This window comes from Pelomonas nitida (genome assembly GCF_043555975.1).
In the GTDB taxonomy this organism is placed as follows: Bacteria; Pseudomonadota; Gammaproteobacteria; order Burkholderiales; family Burkholderiaceae_C; genus Pelomonas; species Pelomonas nitida.
Map to the genome: position 1 here is coordinate 221,131 of NZ_JBIGIA010000003.1, position 21,387 is coordinate 242,517.

Here is a 21,387-nt window from a genome sequence, read left to right on the forward strand (position 1 = left end):
GTGGCCGGCCCGCCTCCCGCCGCCACGCGCTACTTCTGCAGCAGGGTTTTCACCTGGGCGAGCGCGGACGGGTCATCCAGCGTCGTCAGGTCGCCCGGGTCGCGGCCTTCGGCCACGGCCTGCAGCGCGCGGCGCAGCAGCTTGCCCGAGCGCGTCTTGGGCAGCAGCGTCAGGAACAGCACGCGCGCCGGCCGGGCCACGGCGCCCAACTGCGCATCGACATGCTTCATGAGCTCGGCCTCCAGCGCCGGGCCGGCCTGCGCCGGATCGCGCAGCACGGCGAACGCCAGCGCCACCTGGCCCTTGAGTGCATCGGCCACACCCACCACCGCCACCTCGGCCACCGCCGCATGGCCGGAGATGCACTCCTCGATCTCGCGCGTGCCCAGCCGGTGGCCGGCCACGTTGATGACGTCGTCGGTGCGGCCGAGGATGAAGGTGTAGCCGTCGGCGTCGCGCAGGCCCCAGTCGAAGGTGGAATAGACCTCGTGCTCGCCTTCACGGCCAGGCACGCTCTTCCAGTAGGTGTTGACGAAGCGCGCGTCGTCGCCCCAGACCGTCTGCAGCGCACCGGGCGGCAAGGGATGCTTGATGACCAGCACGCCCTTCTGCTGGGGCGCCGTCAGCACCTCGCCGGTCTGCTCGTCGAGCAGTTGCACGTCGTAGCCGTACATCGGCACGCCGGGCGAACCAAAGCGCGTGGGCACCGCCTCCACGCCGGGGATGTGGTGGGCCACGGTCAGCAGCGGCCAGCCGGTCTCGGTCTGCCAGTAGTTGTCGATGATGGGCACGCCCAGGCCGGCCGCGATCCAGCGCGCCGTCGGCTCGTCCAGCGGCTCGCCCGCAAGGAACAGCGCACGCAGCGACGACAGGTCATGCCGCTTGAGCAGCGCCTCGTCGTGCTTCTTCAGCACCCGCACCGCCGTGGGTGCGCTGAACATCACCGTGACGCGGTATTTCTCCACCAGGCGCCACAGCACGGCCGCGTCAGGATTCACGGGCGTGCCCTCGTACATCAGCGTGGCCATGCCGGCGATCAACGGGCCGTAGACGATGTAGCTGTGACCCACCACCCAGCCGATGTCGCTGGTGGAGAAATAGGTCTCGCCGGGCTTGCCGCCGAAGATGTAGTCCATGCTCGTGGCCAGCGCCACGGCGTAGCCGCCAACGTCGCGCTGCACGCCCTTGGGCCGCCCCGTCGTGCCGCTGGTGTAGAGCGTGTAGCTGGGCGTGTTGCTCTCCAGCCAGGTGCAGGGCACGCGGGCGCCGTCATGCTGGCGGCGCAGGGCGGCATAGTCCAGGTCGCGGCCCGCCACGCGCTCGAACGGCACGAGGCCGCGGTCCACCATCAGCACCGCTTGCGGCTTGTGCGCGGCCAGCGTGATGGCCTCGTCCAGCAGCGGCTTGTAGGCCAGGCGCTTGCCGGCACGGCTGCCGGCATCGGCGCTGACGATGAGTTTGGGCGCTGCGTCGTCGATGCGGCTGGCCAGGCTCACCGACGCAAAGCCGCCGAACACCACGGAGTGGATGGCGCCGATGCGCGCACAGGCGAGCATCGCGAACGCCGCCTCGGGAATCATGGGCATGTAGATCAACACCCGGTCGCCCTGCCCCACGCCCTGGGCGACCAGCATGGCGGCAAAGGCCTCCACCTCGACCTGCAGCTGCGCGAAGCTGTAGACCCGCTCTTGCGCCACCTCGGTCGACACCCAGATCAACGCGGGGGCCTGGGGCCGCGTGGCCGCGTGGCGGTCCACCGCGTTGTGACACAGATTGGTGGTGCCACCGACGAACCAGCGCGCGAACGGCGGGCGGCTCGTGTCGCAGACCTGCTGCGGCGGCGTGTGCCAATCGATGCGCCGCGCCTGCTCGGCCCAGAAAGCATCGCGCTCGACCAGCGAGCGAACATGGAAGTCGGCATAGGTGGTGAGCGTCATGCGAACCAGTTTGAGCCGCAGGCACTGACGGCAATCTGACCTCGCGCAAGGTCTTGGCGTGACAGAATCCAGGGTTTCCCCGAGTCCCGTCGCGCGGCGCACCGGGGTTTGCCCCGAAACTTACAAGCTTTACGTCCGCTCGGATTGACGGTCCCTGGGGCACCCCCCTACTCTTCGCCCCGCTCCAACACCTCCGCTACCGCGACCGCCCTGCGGCCCGCCTCCCGGTTTCTGTTTCGAATGCTCCTGGTCTCCGTCTTTCCCCTGCTGAACCGCATCGCTGCCGCCGGCCTCCTGGTCATCGGTTGCGCGGCGCACGCACAGGGCGTCGCCCAGGCGGCCACGATGCCGCCCCCGGGCACGATGACCGGTGCCTACGGACAGAGCCTGCAGCAGCAGCGCGCCATCGCCGACAAGGCGGCCCCCGCTGCCGGCACGCCCGCCAAGGCGCAGCAAACGGCAACCGCCGGTGATGCGGTCAACCGCTTCCTGACCGAGCGCGGCCTGACGGCCACCAATTCGGAACCTGCTGGCGGGTCATCTCGCTTGCTGGCCAGCGTGCGTGACACCGCATCCGACCTGGTGCTGTCGGCGATGAATTTCCTCGGCGTGCGCTACACGCGCGGCGGTAATTCCGTCGAGAACGGTTTCGACTGCAGCGGCTTCACGCGCCACATCTTCGAGATGAGCGTGGGCCTGGTGCTGCCGCGCCGCGCCGACGAGCAGGCCAAGTCCAACAGCCTGCTGTCCATCGGCAGGGACGACCTCAAGCCCGGCGACCTCGTGTTCTTCAACACGATGCGACGCACGTTCAGCCACGTCGGCATCTACGTTGGCGAAGGCAAGTTCATTCATGCCCCACGCGCCGGCAGTGCCGTGCGTGTGGAAGACATGCGTGAAGCCTACTGGGCCAAGCGCTTCACCGGCGCGCGCCGGGCTGACCTGAAGGCAGCCGCCGAAAGCAGCGCCACCATCACCCGCTGACCCGCAGCCCCGATGGGGGCCACACATCAGCCGGCAGTTCGCTTGGCCACGAGCGTCAGGATCTCATAACTCGCACACAGCTCGCCACGCTGGTTGGTCACCGCCACGTCCCAGCCGATGACGCCTTGGGGAACTTCCTCGGGCCGGTCACCGCGCGGCAGGCGGTCGATCTTGCGCTTGGCCGTGAGCCGCGCCTGGATCGTGTCACCAATTGCAACCGGGGTTACGAAGCGGAGGTTCTCCAGGCCGTAGTTCGCCAGCACCGGCCCCGGTGCGGGGCTCACGAACAAGCCCGCCGCGGCCGACAGCACGAAATAGCCATGCGCGATGCGCCGGCCGAACGGCGAGTCCTTGGCCGCGACCTCGTCGAAGTGCATGTAGAAGTAGTCGCCTGACAGGCCCCCGAACGCGACGATGTCGGCCTCGCCAACGGTGCGGCGATGCGTCAGCAGACTCATGCCGACCTCGACGTCCTCGAAATGCCGGCGGAACGGATGCACCTCGCTCTCCGTCACGGCGCCACCACGCTGGTATTCGCCCGTGACGGCCGAGATCATCGTCGGCGAGCCCTGCACCGCGCAGCGCTGCAGGTAGTGCTTCACGGCACGCAGACCACCCAGCTCCTCGCCGCCGCCGGCTCGGCCCGGGCCGCCGTGCTTGAGCTTGGGCAGAGGCGAGCCATGGCCGGTGTTCTCCAGTGCGGCCTCGCGGTCCAGCACCAGCATGCGGCCGTGCCAGGCGGCAAAGGTCGGCACGGCCTGCGCGGCCAGGGCCGGCGTCTTCGTGCAGACGGTACCGACCAGGCTGCCTCGGCCCAGCGTGGCCAGGTGCAGTGCCTCGTCGAAGTCGCCATAGGGCAGCAGCGTCGTGACGGGGCCGAAAGCCTCCAGGTGATGCGCGTCGCTGGTGGCCGAGTTGCGCGCGAGCAGCAACGTCGGCGCGAAGAAGGCGCCGCCCGACACGCCCTCGCCCTTCGGTGCGAAACCATCGCTCGCCGACAGCAGCACCTCGCACTGCGCGGACAGCTGCGCCACGCGCTCGGCCACGTCGGCCTGCTGCGCCTTGCTGGCCAGCGCGCCCATGCGCACCCCCTCCACCGCAGGGTCACCGACAACCGTTCTGGACAGCCGCGCCTTCAGCGCCGTGGCGACGGCATCCGTCAGATGCCGCGGCACCAGCGTGCGGCGAATGGCCGTGCACTTCTGGCCGGCCTTGGCCGTCATCTCGCGCGCCACCTCCTTGATGAAGAGCTCGAACTCCGGATCGTCCGGCGTCACGTCGGGCGCGAGGATGGCGCAGTTCAGGCTGTCCGCCTCGGCGTTGAACGGGATGCTGCGCTGAAGCAGGTTCGGATGCGCCTTCAACGTCAACGCGGTGTCGGCGCTGCCGGTGAACGTCACCACATCGGCCTCGTCCAGCCGCTCGAACAGGTCGCCCGTGCCGCCGATGATGAGCTGCAGCGCACCGGCCGGCACCAGGCCGGACTCGACGATGAGCCGCACGCAGGCCTCGGCGACGTAGCTCGTCGCGGTGGCCGGCTTCACGAGACAGGGCATGCCGGCCAGGAAGCTCGGCGCGAACTTCTCCAGCATGCCCCAAACGGGGAAATTGAACGCGTTGATGTGCAGCGCCACGCCGCGCCGGGGCACCAGCACGTGGCTGCCGATGAAGTGGTTGTCGGCGCCCAGGCGCATCGGCGGGCCCTCGTGCAGCACGTTGCTGCTGGGCAGATCCTTGCCGCCGATGGACGCATACGCGAACAACGTGCCGATGCCGCCTTCGATGTCGATCCACGAATCGGCCCGCGTGGCACCCGTGTGGGCGCTCACGGCGTAAAGCGCTTCCTTGCGCTCCAGCAGATAGGCCGCCAGCGCCTTCAGCACCCGGGCGCGATCCTGGAAGTGCGTGCGCAACAGGCCCGGCAAGGCCGTGCTGCGCGCGAAGCTCATCGCCTCGGCGAAGTCCAGCGCCTCCTCGTGGGTGTGTGCGACGACGCGGCCGTTGATAGCGCTCGCCAGGGGCTTGGCGGCCGTGGCGCCGATCCAGCGGCCCGCGATGTAACTCTGAATTGTGGAGACTGCCATGTCATGTCCTCAAAGCCGCGCTGCACGCGGGCCGTTCATCCAGCAACTGCCGTGGAACCGGCTTTGCCGGGCCACTGGCAGTGCCCCCTTGAGGGGGCGCGCGAAGCGCCTAGGCCAGCGAATCAGTGGAATCGGTGGTGCGCAGGGGGTGGGCTACTTCAACAGCACCCACGCACCGTTCTTGATCTCGACCATCACGCGGGCCCGCTGGTCCAGGCCCAGGTGGTCACCCGCCGACATGTTGAAGACCCCATGCGCGCCAGCCACGTTCTTCACGTTCTCCAGCGCATCGCGCAGCGCGGCGCGAAAGGCCGGCGTGCCCGGCTGGGCCTTCTTCAGCGCCTCGGGCGCCGCTGCAGCCAGCAGCAGGCCGGCATCCCAGGCGTGGCCACCGAAGGTCGACACGCTGCCCTTGCCGTAGGCGGCCTCGTACCTGCCGATGTAGTCCAGCGCACTCTGCTTCACCGGATGATCCGCCGGCAACTGCGACGCCACCAGCACCGCGCCCGAGGGCAACAGCGTGCCTTCCACATCCTTGCCGCCCACGCGCAGGAAATCGTTGTTGGCCACGCCGTGCGTCTGGTAGATGCGGCCGGTGTAGCCGCGCTCCTTCAGCGCTTTCTGCGGCAGCGCGGCGGGCGTGCCGGAGGCGGCGATGAGGATGGCGTCAGGGCGGGCCGAAACCAACTTGAGCACCTGGGCGGTGACCGACGTGTCCGTGCGGTTGTAGCGCTCGCTGGCCACGATGCCGAGCTTCTTGGTGGCGGCAATCTTCTGGAACTCGCCCCACCAGCCCTCACCGTAGGCGTCGGCGAAGCCGATGAAACCCACCTTCTTCACGCCGTTGTCGGCCATGTGGGTCATGATGGCCAGCGTCATCATGATGTCGTTCTGGGGCGTCTTGAACACCCACTTTTTCTTGCCCTCCACCGGCTCCACGATGCGGGCGGACGCGGCCATCGAGATCATGGGCGTGCCGCTCTCGGCCACCGCATCGATCATCGCCAGCGAATTGGGCGTGACGGTGGAGCCGATGATGAGGTCGACCTTGTTCTCGGTGATGAACTTGCGCGTGTTGGCGACGGCGGTGGTGGTGTCCGATGCATCGTCCAGCACGAGGTAGTTGACCTTCTGGCCGGCCAGCGTCGTCGGCATCAGCGCGATGGTGTTCTTCTCCGGGATGCCGAGCGACGCCGCCGGGCCGGTGGCCGACACGGTCACGCCGACGTTGATGTCGGCCTGCGCCGGCAGGCTCAGGGTCGCCACCAGCGCCAGGTGATGGATGCGCTTCATGGGGTTGTCTCCTCGTGGTTGTCTTGAAGATCGACGGCGTGCGTCTGCACCGCACCGAGCCCGCCAAAGAACAGGTCGCTCACCAGCGCCGCCAGCGCCTCGTGCGACAACTCGCCTTCGGGCCGCAGCCAGGTGAAGGTCCAGTTGATCATGCCGAACAGCAGCATGGTCAGCGGCTTGTGCAGCCGCGCCGTGCGCAGTTCGGGGCGCACGAGCGACAGGGCCGCCGCAAACTCCTCCACCACCCGGCGTTCGACATTCAGCAGGCGCTCACGCTCAGCATCGGCCAGGAACTTGATCTCGCTGGTCAGCACACGGTGCTCGTCCTGCGCATCGGCGTAGGCCCGCGTGAAACGCTCGATGAGGCTGCGCAGCTGGGCTTCGGGCGCCAGCTGCTGCGCCTTGACCGCGTCGACGAGCGCCAGCAGTGCATGCACATGGCCGTCGCAGATCTGCGCGAGCAGCGCCTGCTTGTCCTCGAAGTAGTGGTACAGCGTGGGCTTGGCCACGCCACAGGCTTCGGCGACCTGGTTCATGGAGGTGGCCGAAAAGCCCTGCGTCGCGAACAGCCGGGCCGCAGCGGCCAGGATGTCGTCCCGTTGGGCTTCGAAGGTGGGAGCGCGCTTTCTGGGCATTCAGCGTTCGTCGAAACTGATCACGACCTGGTCGTTCAACGGATGGGCCTGGCAGCTGAGGATGAAGCCTGCCGCGACCTCGGCCTTGTCGAGCGCGAAGTTCTTGTCCATGCGCACCCGGCCCTCGACGAGCTTGCAGCGGCAGGTGGAACAGACGCCGCTCTTGCACGAGAACGGCACGTCCAGGCCCTGGCGCGCGGCGGCGTCGAGCAGGCTCGCGTCGCTGGCAAGAAACTCGATCTCGCGCGACAGGCCATCACGGATGACGGTCACGCGCGCCTCGGGCGCATCGCCAGGCCTGACCTCGTGCGGTGCAGCGCCACCCCTGGCCATCTCCGGCGTGCCGAAACGCTCGATGTGGATGCGCGCGGCCGGCAGGCCATGCCCCCGCAGCGCGGCCTCGGCCTGGTCGTTCATCTCGAACGGGCCGCAGACAAAGGCTTCGTCGATGCTGGCCGCCGGCACCGGGCCGGCGAGAAACGCGCTGAGCTTGCCGGCGTCCAGCCGGCCCGCGCACAGCGGCGCGTCCACCACCTCGCGGCTGAAGACCATATGCAGCGACAGCCGCATCATGAAGCGGTTCTTCAGGTCCTCAAGGTCTTCCTTGAACATCGTCGACGCCGTGCGACGGTTGGCATAGATCAGCGTCGCGCGCGAAGCCGGCTCGCGGGTCAGCAACGCCGTCATCAGCGCCAAGATGGGCGTGATGCCGGAGCCACCGGCGATGAAGAGCACATGGCGCGCCCCGCCGGCCGGCGGCAACACGAAGCGGCCCTGCGGCGGGTAGGACTCGATGACATCGCCGGGCTTCAACTGCTCGTGCGCCCAGCTCGAGAACACGCCGCCCTCGACGCGGCGGATGCCGACGCGCAACAGCCGGTCGGAGCAGATGGAGTAGCTGCGGCGCAGCTCCCGACCACCGATGCTGGCGCGCAAGGTGAGGTACTGGCCGGGCTCGAAGCCGAAGCCCTCGGCCGGCGCCTCGAAGCCGACGACCACGGCGTCCTCGGTGTCGCGCTCGACGGAGGTCACTCGCAGCGGGTGGAAGTGAAGGGCCATCTCAACGCCCGCCCGGCCGCCCCAAGGGCGTTGACGCCCCCTCGGGGGGCAGTGAGCGAAGTGAATATGGGGGGTGCATCGGTCAGAAGGGTTTGAAGTATTCGAAGGGTTCGCCGCATTCGATGCAACGCCAGGTGGACTTGCACGCGGTGGAGCCGAAGCGGGACAGTTGCTCCGTCTTGCCGCCATCGCAGCGCGGGCAGCGCAGGCGCGGCACGACCCTCATGGCCTGCTCCGCGCTGCACTGCGGCGGCACGATGCCGTAGTGCTGCAGCTTCTCGCGGCCCTCGGCACTGATCCAGTCGGTGCTCCAGGCCGGCACGCGTTGCAGCGTGACGGTGACCTCGCCGAACCCGGCCAGCGCCGCGCGCACGTCGTCGGCAATCAGCTCGGTGGCGGGGCAGCCGCTGTAGGTCGGCGTCAGCACGACCTCGACGCCTGCGGCCGTCTCGCGCAGGTCGCGCACGATGCCCAGATCCACCAGCGTCACCGCCGGAATTTCCGGGTCGGGCACCTGGGCCAGGCGCTCGCGGGCGGCGGCAAGGTTCATCACCAGGTCCCGCCCGGGTAGGCACGCTGCAGGAACTGCATCGTGGCGAGCAGGTGGCCCATGTGCTCGCTGTGGATGCCGTCGATGCCGCGCGGCTGCAGCGCGCTGCCGGGTGGCAGCGTGAGCGTCGCCTCGGTCATCAGCGTGGCCCAGCGGGCGCGCCAGTCGGGCTCCAGCTCGCGCCAGGCGGGGCCGACGCCATCCACGCCATCGGCCGCGAACAATTCGTTGAAGTAAGGCCACAGCACCTGCAGCGCGGCCTGCATGCGGCGTTGCGAGTCCTCGGTCCCGTCGCCCAGCCGCACGACCCAGTCGCTGCTGTGCTGGCGGTGGTAGCGCACCTCCTTCAGCGACTTCGCGGCGATGCCGGCGAGCTCCGCGTCGCGGCTCGTCTGCAGGCGGTCAAACAGCAGCTCCAGCCAGATCGCGATCGCGGCGTTGCGCAGCGTGGTGAGCGCAAAGTCCCGCCCGCCGGCGCCATCGCTCGGGCTGGCCGCCGCGTTGGGCAACTCGACGAGGATGAGGTTGCGGTACTCGCGCTCCTCGCGCAGGAAGGCGAGCTGGTCTTCATCACGGCCGGCGCCTTCCAGCTGCCCGGCATGCGTCAGCAGAGCCCTCGCCTGGCCCAGCAGGTCCAGCGCGATGTTGGTCAGCGCCAGGTCTTCCTCCAGCACCGGCGCATGGCCGGCCCATTCGGACAGCCGCTGGCTGTGGATGAGACAGGTGTCGGCCAGCCGCAGAACGTAGGTGGTCTTGGCGTCCATCACATGTGGTTGAGCTCTTCCGGGAGCTCGTAGAACGTGGGGTGGCGGTAGACCTTGTCACCGGCCGGCTCGAACAGACTGCCTTTCTCGGCCGGGTCGCTGGCGACGATCTGCTCGGAGCGCACGACCCAGATGCTCACGCCCTCCTGCCGGCGGGTATAGACGTCGCGCGCCATCTGGATGGCCATCGCCGCGTCGGCCGCGTGCAGGCTGCCGCAGTGCTTGTGGTCCAGGCCCGCCTTGCTGCGGACAAACACTTCCCACAAGGGCCATTCATCTCTCGGATTGCTCATCACGCCGCCTCCATCTTGGTGGCCTGCTTGCGGGCATGCACCATCGCTGCCTCGCGCACCCAGGCGCCCTCTGCCCAGGCCTTGTTGCGGGCGGCCAGCCGCTCGCGGTTGCAGGGGCCTTCGCCGCCCACCACGCGCCAGAACTCGGCCCAGTCGATGGCGCCGAAGTCGTACGAATCCCGCTCGGCGTTCCACTTCAGCGCCGGGTCCGGCACCGTCACGCCGAGGATCTCGGCCTGCGGAATCGTGGCGTCGACAAACTTCTGGCGCAGCTGGTCGTTGGTGACGCGCTTGATGCCCCAGCGGATGCTCTGCTCGGAGTTGGGCGAGTCCTTGTCGGCCGGGCCGAACATCATCAGCGACGGCCACCACCAGCGGTTCACGGCGTCCTGCACCATGGCCTTCTGCTGCGGCGTGCCCTTTTGCATCATCGTCAGCAGGCTCTCGTAGCCCTGGCGCTGGTGGAAGCTCTCCTCGCGGCAGACCCGAATCATGGCCCGCGCATAGGGCGCATAGGAGCAGCGGCACAGCGGCACCTGGTTCATGATGGCCGCGCCATCCACCAGCCAGCCGATGACGCCGATGTCGGCCCAGGTCAGCGTGGGGTAGTTGAAGATGGAGCTGTACTTGGCCCGGCCGGACAGCAGCGCCTCGGTCATCTCGTCGCGGCTGGTGCCCAGCGTCTCGGCGGCGGCGTAGAGGTAGAGGCCATGGCCGCCCTCGTCCTGCACCTTGGCCAGCAGAATCGCCTTGCGCTTGAGCGTGGGCGCGCGCGTGATCCAGTTGCCCTCGGGCAGCATGCCGACGATCTCGCTGTGCGCGTGCTGGCTGATCTGGCGCACCAACGTCTTGCGGTAGTGCTCGGGCATCCAGTCCTTGGCCTCGATGAAGTCGCCGGCATCGATGCGGGCCTCGAAGGCTTCTTCGCGGGCCAGCTCGTCGGCACTCTTGACGACCTGGGGCTTGCCGCCCGCCCTGGCCTCCTTGGCCATCAGGTCCATGGCTTGCGTGTACATCGCGACGCTCCTTACTTCCGTCGTTGGTCCACCACGCGCCGGGCCTTGCCGACCAGCGTGCGCTCGATGGACTCGTTGGGCTCGACACGCACGCTGGCGCTCACGCCGATCAGGTTCTTGATGCGCTCGGCCAGCCGCTGCCCAATGCCGTCGTCACTGGCGCCCACCGCCAGCTCGCAGCGGATCAGCAGCTCGTCCAGATGGCCATCACGCGTGACGACCAGCTGGTACTGGCCGCCCAGGCCCGCTTCCTGCAGCACCAGCTCCTCCACCTGCGTCGGGAACAGGTTGACGCCACGGATGATGAGCATGTCGTCGCTGCGGCCGACGATCTTGCCGATGCGGCGCATGCTGCGCGCGGTCGGCGGCAGCAGCCTTGTGAGGTCACGCGTGCGGTAGCGGATGACGGGCATGGCCTCCTTGGTCAGCGAGGTGAACACCAGCTCGCCCTCGCTGCCATCGGGCAGCACCTCGCCGGTGTCGGGGTCGATGATCTCGGGGTAGAAATGGTCTTCCCACACCACCGGGCCGTCCTTGCTCTCGATGCACTCGCTGGCCACGCCCGGCCCCATCACCTCGGACAGGCCGTAGATGTCGACGGCGTCAAGGCCCGCACCGGCCTCGATGTCCCGGCGCATCGCCTCGGTCCAGGGCTCGGCGCCGAAGATGCCGATCTTCAGCGACGAGTCCCGCGCATCCAACCCCTGGCGGCGGAACTCCTCGATCAGCACCTGCATATAGCTGGGCGTGACCATGATGATGTCCGGCTTGAAGTCGTTGATCAGCTGCACCTGCTTCTCGGTCTGGCCGCCGCTCATCGGGATGACCGTGCAGCCCAGCCGTTCCGCGCCGTAATGCGCGCCCAGGCCGCCCGTGAACAGGCCGTAGCCATAGGCCACGTGCACGAGGTCGCCCGCGCGCCCGCCCGCCGCGCGGATGGAGCGGGCGACGAGCTGAGCCCAGTGGTCGATGTCCTGCTGCGTGTAGCCGACAACGGTGGGTTTGCCCGTGGTACCCGAGGAGGCGTGAATGCGCGCCAGCCTTTCGCGCGGTACGGCGAACATGCCGAACGGGTAGTTCGCACGCAGGTCCTGCTTGGTCGTGAACGGGAACTTCGTCAGGTCGGCCAGCGCCTTGAGGTCCGACGGGTGCACGCCGGCCTTGTCGAAACTGGCGCGGTAATGCGGCACGTTGTCATAGGCGTGCCGTAGGGTCCAGCGCAGACATTGAAGCTGCCAGGCCTGCAACTCGTCGCGGCTGGCGGTTTCGAGCGCGTCCAGGTCACCGGCACGCGGGGCTTTCACGGTCATGCTTGCAGCACCTTCCGGTCGGCGAGGCGATAGGAGCGGCCGCGGAACATCGCGATCAGCTCGCCCAGCTGGTTCTTCACCGTCACGTCGTACAGCCCCGTGCGGCCGGCCAGCGAGGCCTCCTGCGCCGTCGCTGTCAACACGTCATGCAGCGCGGCGCTTTTCAGCAGGTCGATGCCGAAGCCGGACGCCACCGTCAGCGCATCGCGGCTGTTGCAGGCGAAGGCGAAGGCCGAGTCCGCCAACGTCGCGATCAGGCCGCCATGGCAGATCGCGAAGCCGTTGAGCATGTCGGCGCGCACGGTCATCGTCACCACCGCCCGCCCCGGCCCTACCTCCGCGACGCGCATGCCCAGCATGCGGCTGGCGGCGTCATCCGCCCACATCGCGTCGCGCACCTGCTCTGCCACGGCCTGCGCATCCATGGTCAACGGTCCTTGAATGTGGGCGGGCGCTTGTCGAGAAACGCCGCCGTGCCTTCGAGATAGTCATGCGCGAAGCCCAGCTGGCTCTGCAGCGTTGCCTCGCGCCGGAGCGCGGCCTCGAAGTCCAGCTTCAGCGCGTCGTCCATGGCGCGCCGCGTCTCGACCAGCGCGCGCGTGGGCATGCCGGCCAGCCGCTGGGCGATGGCCATCGCGGCGTCCGGCAGCTCCACATCGGGCACGACGCGCGCAATCAGCCCCATCGCCAGCGCCTCGGCGGCCCGCAGCTTGTCGCCCAGCAGCGCCAGCTCCAGCGCCTTGGCGCGGCCCACGAGGCGGGGCAGCAGCCAGGTGCCGCCGCAATCCGGGATCAGGCCTATCCTGGCAAACGCCTGGACAAAGCTGGCGCTCTCGGCGGCCACCACCACGTCGGCGCCGAGCGCCAGATTCGCCCCCGCGCCCGCAGCCACGCCGTTGACCGCCGCGACGACGGGCACCGGCAGGCTGCGCATGCGCAGCACGAGCGGGATGTAGTACTGATCCAGCATGTGCCCGATGTCCTTCGGCGCGGCCCCGGGCGCCCGGGTCGGCGCCACATGCGGGTCGGCCAGGTCCTGCCCGGCACTGAAGGCGCGGCCGGCGCCGGTGAGCAGCACGCAACGCACCGTCGCGTCCTGCGCCGCCAACTCCAGCGCCTGGCGCAACTGCACCAGCAGCGGCACCGTCATCGCGTTCAGCGCGTCGGGGCGGTTCAACCGCAACAGGCGGACCGCCCCGCGGGTTTCGCTCTGGATCAGGGTCTCGTGCATGGCCTCATTTCCCAACCGACCGGTCGATCAATCGTAGGGAGACGCCTGTCCGGACGCAAGACTCGCTCGGGAAAACCCCGCCTGCCGCCCTGCCCATCGGCCAAAAGCCGTCAACCCAGGTGACGCCAAAGCAGGCCGGTGGCCCCCGAGGCAGGCCGACGTCAGGCCGCGCGCGCCACTGTCTCGAGTTCGACGTCGTCGAGGAGCGCCGCGACCAGGGCCGGCTGCGGCGGCGAAAAGCCGTGCGCCGTGCAGGCCGCAGCCGCCGCGGCCAGCACCCAGCGCAAGTGCTCCTCGGGCGGTGCCGCCGGGTGGCGCATCAGGCTGTCCAGCAGCGCCGCCGTGGCCACCTCGCCCGCGCCTTCGCTGTCCACGACGTCGACATGGGGCGGCAGGCCACTGCTCTCCTCGACACCGTGGTAGAGCGTCGCGCCGGCCTTGCCGCGCGTCAGCAGCACCCAGGTGCCAGGGTTCCAGGCGGCGATCTGCGCCAGGCCGGCGTGATAGTCGGACACGCGGAACAGGCCGCGCAGGTCGTGCTCGGACACCTTGATCACGTCCGCGAGCCCGCACATTTGCGCCAGCGTGTCGTCATAGCTCGCGTCCATGGGCGGCGAGCGGAAATGCGGTGCGTAGCTGATCAGCCGGCCCTCGCCCTTGAGGGCCTGGGCCAGCGCCAGCAGCCGGCCGGCCAGCGGCTCGCGCACGAGACCCAGGCTGCCGAAGTGCGCCCAGCGCAGCGCGCGCGTCCAGCCCGACGGCAGGCCTTCCGGGCGGAAATGCAGGTCGGCGCTGTCCTGGCCGATGAACGACCCACTGTGCGGATCGGCCGCGTGCATGACCGCCAGCAGCGGCGGGCGCGGCAGTTGCTGGATGAAGCGCAGGTCGAGATGAGCATCCCGGCTGGCCTGCCAGATCTCGTCACCGAACGGGTCCTGGCTGATGGCACCTGCGAAGGCGCTCAACTGGCCCAGCGTCGACATCGCCACCGCCACATGCCAGGTCGAGCCCCCACAAGTGCTGCGCCAGCGGTCGGGCCCGATGCGAACCAGTTCGGTCAGCGCCTCGCCGAATGCGACAACATGCGGCAGGTCGGGATGAAGGATCTGAGCCATTCCTGGCAATTCAAGCGCGCACGCAGAGCCACTGCAAGCCCCTGGTCTTCAGCCCGCTGACACAATGGCGGCCATGTTTTCCCGTGAAATTCCGCTGCACGACGCCCGTCCGCTGCGCCTTCGCGGCGGTGCGGCGCCGACGCCGGGCCAGCCGCTTTTCGACGGTCTGGGCCGGCCGCTGCGCGATCTGCGAATCTCCGTGACCGACCGCTGCAACTTCCGTTGCGGCTACTGCATGCCCAAGCAGGTGTTCGACAAACACCACGAATTCCTGCCCCACGCCGATCTCCTCACTTTTGAGGAGATCACGCGGCTCGCACGGGTGTTCGTCGGCCTGGGCGTCGAGAAATTGCGCATCACCGGCGGCGAGCCGACGCTGCGTCGCGGGCTCGAATCGCTGATCGGCATGTTGGCGGCGCTGCGCACGCCCGACGGCCGCGAGCTGGACCTGACGCTGACGACCAACGGCTCCACGCTGGTGAAGAAGGCTGCCGGGCTCAAGGCCGCCGGCCTGAAGCGGCTGACCGTGAGCCTGGACGGCCTGGACGACGCCGCCTTTCAGCGCATGAACGACGTCGGCTTCCCCGTCGCCGACGTGCTGGCCGGCATCCGTGCCGCGCAAGACGCCGGGCTCGGGCCGATCAAGGTCAACATGGTCGTGCAGCGCGGCGTCAACGACGGTGAGATCGTCGCCATGGCCCGGCACTTCCGGCACAGCGGTGTCGTGCTGCGCTTCATCGAATACATGGACGTCGGCGCCACCAACAACTGGCGCATGGACCAGGTGCTGCCGTCGCGTGAAGTGCAGCGCCGCATCGCCGCCGAATGGCCGCTGGTGCCGTTGTCGGCGAGCGCCCCCGGCGAGACGGCCGAACGCTGGGCCTACGCCGACGGCGGCGGCGAGGTGGGGTTCATCTCCAGCGTCACCCAGGCCTTCTGCGGCGACTGCAACCGGGCCCGGCTCTCCACCGAGGGCCGCCTCTACACCTGCCTGTTCGCCACGCGCGGCCATGACCTGCGCGCGCTGCTGCGCGGCCCCCAGCCGGCCGACGACGCCGGGCTCACCACCGCCATCGCCGGCGTGTGGGGCGCCCGCACCGACCGCTACTCCCAACTGCGCAGCCTGGGTGTGGCCACGCCGGCCGGCGAGCGCCGCGTCGAGATGCACTACATCGGCGGATGATGAGCGGCGGCTGGTTCACACCGGCACTTCGGCGCCGCGCCGCAGCCGCCCTCGTCGCCAGCCTCGCCGGCCCGTGGCTGCTCGGCGAATTCGCCAAGAGCTTCGTCCAGCCCGGCCTGGCGAACGACGCCGTCCGCCGCCAACTGTTGATCGACTTCATCGTCGCCGGTGCGTCGCTGTTCGGGCTGACCATGGTGGCCACCTGGCTCGTCGGCTGCTGGGTGATGGCGGTGATGAAAGGCCCCCGCCACGACGCCGACGCCTTCCCGGGCGCGCCCGGCGAGCCGCCGCCATGAGCGAGATCGTCGGCCTGGTGCTGGCCGGCGGCCTGGCTCGCCGCATGGGCGGCGTGGACAAAGGCCTGCAGCTCTGGCGCGGCCAGCCGCTGGCGCTGCATGTGCTGCAGGCCCTGCGCCCGCAAGCCGACCGGCTGCTTGTCAGCGCGAACCGCCACCTCGACGCCTACGCCGCATTCGGCGCGCCGGTGCTGGCCGATCCCGCCGATCTGGCCTTTGCCGGGCCGCTGGCCGGCATGCTCGCCGGGCTGGCCACGCTGGGCGACGACGACTGGCTGCTGACCGCCCCCTGCGACAGCCCGCACCCGCCGCCGGACCTCGCCGCCCGGCTGCTCGAGGCCGCGCGCCCGCACGGCCTGGCCTACGCCCACGCGGCCCGCGAGCACCCCACGCATGCGCTGCTGCACGCCCGCCTGCGCGAACCCCTGGCCGAGTACCTGCGCGACGGCGGCCGTGCCGTGCTGCGCTGGATGCAGGCCCGCGCGCATGGCGTGGCCCGCTTCGACGACGAGGCCGCCTTCACCAACCTCAACCAACTCGCCGACCTGCATGGATGAGCTGCTGATCCGCCCCATGACCGAGCCGGACCTGCCGGCTTACAAAGCGCTGCGCGACGCCATGCTCGCCGGCCACCCCGATGCCTTCACGTCGGATGCCGAAACGGAGATGCAGCGCGACCTGGCCAGCTACCGCAGCCGGCTGCCAAGCGGCACCGACAGCGGCACGCTGTTCACGCTCGTCGCGCTGATCGGCGGCCGCATCATCGGCGCGCTGACCTGCGAACGCGAAGCGCGCCGCAAGGTGGCGCATATGGCCCAGTTGGTCGGCATGATGGTGTCGGACACACACCATGGCCGCGGCATCGGCCGCGCGCTGCTGGCCGACGCCATCTCCCGGCTTCAGGCGAGCCCGGAGCTCGCCCAGGTCACCCTCAGCGTCACGGCGAGCAACCGCGCCGCCGTCGGCCTGTACGAGCGCATGGGCTTCACGCGCTACGGCCGGCTGCCCGACGCCGTGCGCCTGCCCGACGGGCGCCGCCTGGACAAAGACCTGATGCTGCGGCGGCTTCAGGCCTGATTCAGGGCTGATTCAGCTCGAACTGCACCACCAGCGCGTCCTGCACGGCCAGCAGCCCGCCCAGCACCGTGAAGGGCTGGATGCCGAAGTCGCTCTGGCGCACGACCACCTCGCCCTGCGCCCGCCGCCCGGTCACTTCGGCAACGAACCACTGCCGCCGCGTCACGCCATGCAGCGTGACCTCCGCCTCCACGGCGCGCCGGCCGCCCTCGCCCACCTGCTGCAGCGTGCGCACCACCACCTCCGGGTGCACGGCAGCGTCCAGCGCCTTCAGCAGGTTGGCCCGCGTGCCGGCGCGGGCCTCATCGTCCACGGCGCTGGTGAACCCCTCGCCCTGGCGCTCCCGCAGCGCCGGCGGGTCGATGGCCAGCGCATCGACCCGAAAGCGCAGCACCGGACCCGCCGCCGCCCAGGTCACCCGCAGATCGCCCGCGCGCAGCACATGGTTGTGCCCCAGCCGCGCGGCGGCGCCACCACGGTAGACGAGCACCCGCAGCTCATCGCCATGGCCCTCGGGCACGGGCGCCGTCGACAGCGGGATGCTGCCGCAGCCCACCAGCACCGCGAGCGCGAGCGGTGCCATCAAAAGCCGGCGGCGAGGTGTCGTTTGCGTGCTCAACTGGCGTATTCCATGGGAGTTCTGAAGGCGACGGCGCTGCGTTCCCGCGCCGGGCTGAACTAGCATAGCCACCATCTCCTCACGGGAGCCCACCATGGCCAGCCTGTTTCGCCCCGCGCTCGACCTGATGGCGCAATACGCCGCCTATCACCGCGACCGCCGCAATATCACCACCCATTTCATCGGCATCCCGCTCATCGTCTTCGCCATCAGCGCGCTGCTGGCGCGCGCCGAGTTCAGCGTGGCCGACACGCCGATGAACGCGGCCATGCTGCTGTGGATGCTGTCCTCGCTCTGGTACGTCACGCGCGGCAACCTGGCGCTGGGCGTGGCCACGGCGCTCGTCAACGGGCTGCTGACCGCGCTGGCCATGCCCGCCGCGCAGGGCTCGATGGCGAGCTGGCTGGCCATCGGTGTCGGCAGCTTCGTCGTCGGCTGGATCTTCCAGTTCATCGGCCATTACTACGAGGGCCGCAAACCCGCCTTCGTCGACGACCTCGTGGGCCTGCTGGTCGGGCCCATGTTCGTCGTCGGCGAGGCCTTGTTCATGCTGGGCTGGGGCCGGCCGCTGCTCGCCGAGATCGAGCGCCGCGTCGGCCCGACGCACCTGCGCGACCTGGCCCACCCCTGACGCCCGCTCCTGCACGGGCGCCCCGCCGCCCGGCCGACGCACATGTCCTGATCTGATCCATCTGCGTCTGCCAGCGCGTGGCGGCCGTTGCCTGGCGACGGAACACTGAGGGCCTCTTCAACGCCTACGAGGCCCCTCATGACCACCGCCCTCCTCGTCATCGACGCGCAGCAATCCTTCGCCCACCGCCCTTCCTTCGAGCCGGCCGAGGTGCCCGCCTACCTGGCCGCCCAGAACCGCCTCATCGAAGGCTTCCAGGCCGCCGGGCTGCCCATCGTGCGCGTCTTCCACGTCCAGCCCGACGGCACCGGCGGCGACCCGTTCAGCCTCGCCAGCGGGCTCGTGCGCCCGCTCGAAGGCCTGCGCCCGTTCGACGCCGCGACCACCGTGCACAAGACCCGCCACAGCGCGCTGGTCGGCAGCGGCTTGGACGTGTGGCTGACGCAGCACGGCGTCCGCCAGCTCGTCATCAGCGGCATCCGCACCGAGCAATGCTGCGAGACGACGGCGCGCCACGCATCCGACCTGGGTTGGGATGTCATCTACGTGCCTGAGGCGACACTCACGTTCACGATGATCCAGCCCGACGGCACACCGCTCACCCCCGCGCAACTGCGCGCCCGCACGGCCACCGTGCTGGCGGGCCGCTTCGCCCGCGTGCTGGACGTGGAGGCCACGCTGCAAGCCGTTGCCGAGCAGGACGCTGCGCTTGCCTAAGCAGGTTCTGTTCGTGCTGCAGGACGGCAGCCTCGTCCTGGACTGGGCCGGCCCGGCCGAGGCGCTGCGGCTGGCCAGCCAGCACATCGCCGCGCTGCAGCTGGCGGCCGAACCTCTGGTGCTGCGCTTCGCAGGCCCGAAGACGGAATCCACCGGCTCGGTCGGCATCCAGTTGCAGGCGCTGGAGCCGCTGCCGGCCAGCCTGCCGGATGGCAGCTGGATCGTCCTCGTGGGCCGCACGTCCGCCGCCGAGGCTGAGCGAGCGCCGCAGCGCGAGCTGCTCGCCTGGCTGGCGCGCCTGGCGCCGGGGCGGCCGGGGCTGCGCCTCGTCACGGTCTGCTCGGGCGCGCTGCTGGCCGCCCGCGCCGGCCTGCTGGACGGCCGCCGCGCGACGACGCACCACCAGCATCTGGACGACCTCGCCCGGGTCGCGCCACGCTGCACCGTGCTGCAGGACCGCGTCTTCGTGCAGGACGGCGAGGTCTTCACCAGTGCGGGCGTGACGGCCGGCATCGACCTGGCACTGCACCTGATTGCGGCGCATGCGGGCGAGCTGGTGGCTGCCCGCGTGGCCGAGCAGCTGGCGGTGCCACTGCGCCGCGGCCCGGCCGACCCCGAGCTGTCACCGTTGCTGGCGCACCGGCAGCACCTCAATGCCCGCCTGCACCGCCTGCAGGACGCACTGAGCCTGGCCCCTGCCGAAGACTGGCCGCTGGAGCGCATGGCCGGCCTGGCCGCGACGACACCCCGCACGCTGAGCCGGCTGTTCGCGCAGCACGCGGGCGTCAGCCCGCAGGTCTATCTGCGCGGCCTGCGCCTGGCCGTGGCGCGGCGCGCGCTGGAGGCCGGCGCCAGCGTCAAGGCGGCGAGCGAAGCCGCCGGCTTCAACTCCGAGTTGCAGTTGCGCCGCGCCTGGGCGGCGGCCGGTTGGCAGGGCACGCCGTCAGGGGCGCGGCGCCAGCCGGCCTGAGCCGCCCCTGAGCCGCCCCCGAGCTGCAATACCCCTCGAAAAACCGAAGCGACTTTCAGGCCCCGGGTGCCCGCGCCCGCCAAGGCTCTGGCGACAATGCCGCCCCCACGCCACGGATCGTCCGCCATGCTCGAACTGCTGACCAACCCACAAACCTGGATCGCCCTCGCGACGCTGACCGCACTCGAATTGGTGCTGGGCATCGACAACATCATCTTCATCAGCATCCTGGTGGACAAGCTGCCCAAGGCCCGCCAGGAGCTCGCGCGTCGGCTGGGCCTGTTCATGGCGATGTTCATGCGCATCGGCCTGCTGATGATGCTGGCCTGGATCGTCGGCATGGTGGAACCGCTGTTCACGCTGCCGGTGCTGGACATGCCCATCTCCGGCCGAGACCTCATCCTCATCGGCGGCGGCCTGTTCCTGATCTGGAAGAGCACCGTTGAGATCCACGGCTCGCTGGAAGGTGAAGACGAGACCCACGGCGGCAGCGGCAAGGCCAAGGCGGCCTTCGCGTCCGTCATCCTGCAGATCATGGTCATCGACCTGGTGTTCTCGCTGGACTCCATCATCACCGCCGTCGGCATGGTGGACGACGTGCGCATCATGATCGCCGCCGTCATCTGCTCGGTCGCACTGATGATGCTGTTCGCCGGCCCCATCGGCCGCTTCGTGTCGGAGCACCCGACGATCAAGATGCTGGCGCTGTCCTTCCTCGTCGTCGTCGGCGTCGTGCTGGTGGCCGAGGGCTTTGGCCACCATGTGCCCAAGGGCTACATCTACTTCGCGATGGGCTTCTCGCTGGCGGTCGAGATGATGAACATCCGCCTGCGCAAGAAGGCCGACAGCAAGGTCAAGCTGCGCCAGCAGATCCCGGGTGGCGACGACGAATGAGCCGGCGCCTGCGCGATGATGCGCAGGCCATGCCCCTGTTGACCCTTTCCTCGGACGGCGCACCGTGAGCCCGAGGCAGCTGACGCCGTTCATCGCCTTCGACGGCATTCCCTTCAGCCTCGGCGTGGCCGAGCTCATCGCCGAGCAGGGGCTGCCGCTGCGCTGCCGGCGCAATGCCGCCGCGCTGAACGAGTACGACTACGGCCACGGCGTGTTCCGCTTCCAGGACGGCGGGCGGCTGGAAGAGATCACGCGGCGCACACCGGCGCTGCAGATCGCCTCAGCCGTCGTGCCGTTCGCGGCGCTGGAGGGCTTCATCCGCAGCCACGACGGCGACGCGTTCGAGCGCGCCGGCTTCGTCGTCAGCCCGCGCTACGGCCTGGCCTTTGTGCCGGAGGAGCCCGACTGGGTCACGGCGCTCGCCCGCCACTGCATCCCGACATGGCGGGCGCTGTAGCGCCACCGCCTTGCCGGTGAATTGCTGCTCTCAGCGGCGCCGCGCGCCCACCAGCACCAGCACGCCGCCAACGATGCCGGCAATGCCCAGCCAGGCCGGAATGTTGATGGACTTCTTCTCCTTCACGTTCAGCTCCAGCGAGCCGATCTTGGCGGCGGTCTCTTCCTTCGTGTACGAGAACCCACCGTAGGCCAGCGCCAGCACACCACCGACGATCAGGGCCACGGCAAACACGCGCAATCCGTTCATGACAAGCTCCTCAAGTTGAGGCG

At 69.6% G+C, this 21,387-nt stretch carries 25 protein-coding genes; 10 read left to right on the forward strand and 15 right to left on the reverse strand.

Annotated elements, in window-relative coordinates; translation table 11 throughout:
* Positions 1–29: 29 nt before the first annotated feature.
* A complete protein-coding gene (locus ACG00X_RS05365) occupies positions 30–1,937 on the reverse strand; it encodes a propionate--CoA ligase (RefSeq protein WP_394486973.1) in 1,908 nt (635 codons plus the stop codon).
* Positions 1,938–2,177: 240 nt separating this feature from the next.
* Here ACG00X_RS05365 and ACG00X_RS05370 point away from each other — a divergent pair, with 240 nt between their 5' ends.
* A complete protein-coding gene (locus ACG00X_RS05370) occupies positions 2,178–2,921 on the forward strand; it encodes a C40 family peptidase (RefSeq protein WP_394486974.1) in 744 nt (247 codons plus the stop codon).
* Positions 2,922–2,947: 26 nt separating this feature from the next.
* Here the strand turns inward: ACG00X_RS05370 and paaZ are convergent, their stop codons facing one another.
* The 12 genes from paaZ to ACG00X_RS05430 all read right to left on the reverse strand — a co-directional run bounded on the left by paaZ (position 2,948) and on the right by ACG00X_RS05430 (position 14,271).
* Positions 2,948–5,005 (reverse strand): phenylacetic acid degradation bifunctional protein PaaZ, encoded by a 2,058-nt coding sequence (gene paaZ / locus ACG00X_RS05375; RefSeq protein WP_394486975.1) that lies wholly within the window; start codon positions 5,003–5,005, stop codon positions 2,948–2,950.
* Between the two features lie 153 nt (positions 5,006–5,158).
* Positions 5,159–6,298 (reverse strand): ABC transporter substrate-binding protein, encoded by a 1,140-nt coding sequence (locus ACG00X_RS05380; RefSeq protein WP_394486976.1) that lies wholly within the window; start codon positions 6,296–6,298, stop codon positions 5,159–5,161.
* Positions 6,295–6,933, reverse strand: a complete 639-nt coding sequence (locus ACG00X_RS05385; protein ID WP_394486977.1) for a TetR/AcrR family transcriptional regulator — start codon at positions 6,931–6,933, stop codon at positions 6,295–6,297. Before ACG00X_RS05385 ends, ACG00X_RS05380 begins: the two co-directional genes overlap by 4 nt.
* Positions 6,934–7,992, reverse strand: a complete 1,059-nt coding sequence (gene paaE, locus ACG00X_RS05390) for a 1,2-phenylacetyl-CoA epoxidase subunit PaaE (RefSeq protein ID WP_394486978.1) — start codon at positions 7,990–7,992, stop codon at positions 6,934–6,936.
* A gap of 82 nt (positions 7,993–8,074) precedes the next feature.
* A complete protein-coding gene (gene paaD / locus ACG00X_RS05395; protein WP_394486979.1) occupies positions 8,075–8,542 on the reverse strand; it encodes a 1,2-phenylacetyl-CoA epoxidase subunit PaaD in 468 nt (155 codons plus the stop codon).
* Positions 8,542–9,306, reverse strand: coding sequence for a 1,2-phenylacetyl-CoA epoxidase subunit PaaC (gene paaC / locus ACG00X_RS05400; RefSeq protein ID WP_394486980.1), 765 nt, complete (start codon positions 9,304–9,306; stop codon positions 8,542–8,544). Before paaC ends, paaD begins: the two co-directional genes overlap by 1 nt.
* Positions 9,306–9,599 (reverse strand): 1,2-phenylacetyl-CoA epoxidase subunit PaaB, encoded by a 294-nt coding sequence (gene paaB / locus ACG00X_RS05405; RefSeq protein WP_394486981.1) that lies wholly within the window; start codon positions 9,597–9,599, stop codon positions 9,306–9,308. Before paaB ends, paaC begins: the two co-directional genes overlap by 1 nt.
* A complete protein-coding gene (gene paaA, locus ACG00X_RS05410; RefSeq protein WP_394486982.1) occupies positions 9,599–10,615 on the reverse strand; it encodes a 1,2-phenylacetyl-CoA epoxidase subunit PaaA in 1,017 nt (338 codons plus the stop codon). Before paaA ends, paaB begins: the two co-directional genes overlap by 1 nt.
* An 11-nt stretch (positions 10,616–10,626) precedes the next feature.
* A complete protein-coding gene (gene paaK / locus ACG00X_RS05415) occupies positions 10,627–11,925 on the reverse strand; it encodes a phenylacetate--CoA ligase PaaK (protein WP_394486983.1) in 1,299 nt (432 codons plus the stop codon).
* Positions 11,922–12,350: a hydroxyphenylacetyl-CoA thioesterase PaaI gene (gene paaI, locus ACG00X_RS05420; RefSeq protein WP_394486984.1), complete on the reverse strand. Its 429-nt coding sequence runs from the start codon at positions 12,348–12,350 to the stop codon at positions 11,922–11,924. Before paaI ends, paaK begins: the two co-directional genes overlap by 4 nt.
* Before the next feature lie 2 nt (positions 12,351–12,352).
* The gene (locus tag ACG00X_RS05425; RefSeq protein WP_394486985.1) at positions 12,353–13,156 is read right to left on the reverse strand and encodes an enoyl-CoA hydratase-related protein; all 804 of its coding nucleotides are present in this window, start codon (positions 13,154–13,156) and stop codon (positions 12,353–12,355) included.
* Between the two features lie 161 nt (positions 13,157–13,317).
* Complete coding sequence (locus ACG00X_RS05430; RefSeq protein ID WP_394486986.1) at positions 13,318–14,271, reverse strand: PfkB family carbohydrate kinase; 954 nt, start codon at positions 14,269–14,271, stop codon at positions 13,318–13,320.
* 73 nt (positions 14,272–14,344) lie between these two features.
* On the opposite strand from ACG00X_RS05430, the gene moaA reads away from it, so the two are divergent.
* From moaA to ACG00X_RS05450, 4 genes are read left to right on the forward strand one after another with little or no spacing between them, the layout of a single operon-like run.
* Entirely contained in the window at positions 14,345–15,454 is a 1,110-nt protein-coding gene (moaA, locus tag ACG00X_RS05435) for a GTP 3',8-cyclase MoaA (protein WP_394486987.1), read from the forward strand.
* Positions 15,454–15,750 (forward strand): hypothetical protein, encoded by a 297-nt coding sequence (locus tag ACG00X_RS05440; protein WP_394486989.1) that lies wholly within the window; start codon positions 15,454–15,456, stop codon positions 15,748–15,750. Before moaA ends, ACG00X_RS05440 begins: the two co-directional genes overlap by 1 nt.
* Positions 15,747–16,307, forward strand: coding sequence for a molybdenum cofactor guanylyltransferase MobA (mobA, locus tag ACG00X_RS05445; protein WP_394486991.1), 561 nt, complete (start codon positions 15,747–15,749; stop codon positions 16,305–16,307). The genes ACG00X_RS05440 and mobA overlap by 4 nt, the downstream gene beginning before the upstream one ends.
* On the forward strand, positions 16,300–16,827 hold the full coding sequence (locus tag ACG00X_RS05450; RefSeq protein WP_394486992.1) for a GNAT family N-acetyltransferase: 528 nt from the start codon (positions 16,300–16,302) through the stop codon (positions 16,825–16,827). The genes mobA and ACG00X_RS05450 overlap by 8 nt, the downstream gene beginning before the upstream one ends.
* Position 16,828: 1 nt before the next feature.
* Here the strand turns inward: ACG00X_RS05450 and ACG00X_RS05455 are convergent, their stop codons facing one another.
* A complete protein-coding gene (locus ACG00X_RS05455; RefSeq protein WP_394486993.1) occupies positions 16,829–17,410 on the reverse strand; it encodes a YceI family protein in 582 nt (193 codons plus the stop codon).
* Between the two features lie 130 nt (positions 17,411–17,540).
* On the opposite strand from ACG00X_RS05455, the gene ACG00X_RS05460 reads away from it, so the two are divergent.
* The 5 genes from ACG00X_RS05460 to ACG00X_RS05480 all read left to right on the forward strand — a co-directional run bounded on the left by ACG00X_RS05460 (position 17,541) and on the right by ACG00X_RS05480 (position 21,115).
* Positions 17,541–18,077: an Mpo1 family 2-hydroxy fatty acid dioxygenase gene (locus tag ACG00X_RS05460; protein WP_394486994.1), complete on the forward strand. Its 537-nt coding sequence runs from the start codon at positions 17,541–17,543 to the stop codon at positions 18,075–18,077.
* Between the two features lie 138 nt (positions 18,078–18,215).
* The gene (locus ACG00X_RS05465) at positions 18,216–18,794 is read left to right on the forward strand and encodes a cysteine hydrolase family protein (protein ID WP_394486995.1); all 579 of its coding nucleotides are present in this window, start codon (positions 18,216–18,218) and stop codon (positions 18,792–18,794) included.
* Positions 18,787–19,764 carry a GlxA family transcriptional regulator gene (locus ACG00X_RS05470; protein ID WP_394486996.1) on the forward strand — a complete coding sequence of 326 codons (978 nt, stop codon included), beginning with the start codon at positions 18,787–18,789 and terminating at the stop codon, positions 19,762–19,764. The genes ACG00X_RS05465 and ACG00X_RS05470 overlap by 8 nt, the downstream gene beginning before the upstream one ends.
* A gap of 126 nt (positions 19,765–19,890) precedes the next feature.
* Complete coding sequence (locus tag ACG00X_RS05475) at positions 19,891–20,658, forward strand: TerC family protein (protein ID WP_394486997.1); 768 nt, start codon at positions 19,891–19,893, stop codon at positions 20,656–20,658.
* Positions 20,659–20,722: 64 nt separating this feature from the next.
* The gene (locus ACG00X_RS05480; RefSeq protein ID WP_394486998.1) at positions 20,723–21,115 is read left to right on the forward strand and encodes a hypothetical protein; all 393 of its coding nucleotides are present in this window, start codon (positions 20,723–20,725) and stop codon (positions 21,113–21,115) included.
* 30 nt (positions 21,116–21,145) lie between these two features.
* Here the strand turns inward: ACG00X_RS05480 and ACG00X_RS05485 are convergent, their stop codons facing one another.
* The gene (locus ACG00X_RS05485) at positions 21,146–21,364 is read right to left on the reverse strand and encodes a hypothetical protein (protein ID WP_394486999.1); all 219 of its coding nucleotides are present in this window, start codon (positions 21,362–21,364) and stop codon (positions 21,146–21,148) included.
* Positions 21,365–21,387: the final 23 nt, after the last annotated feature.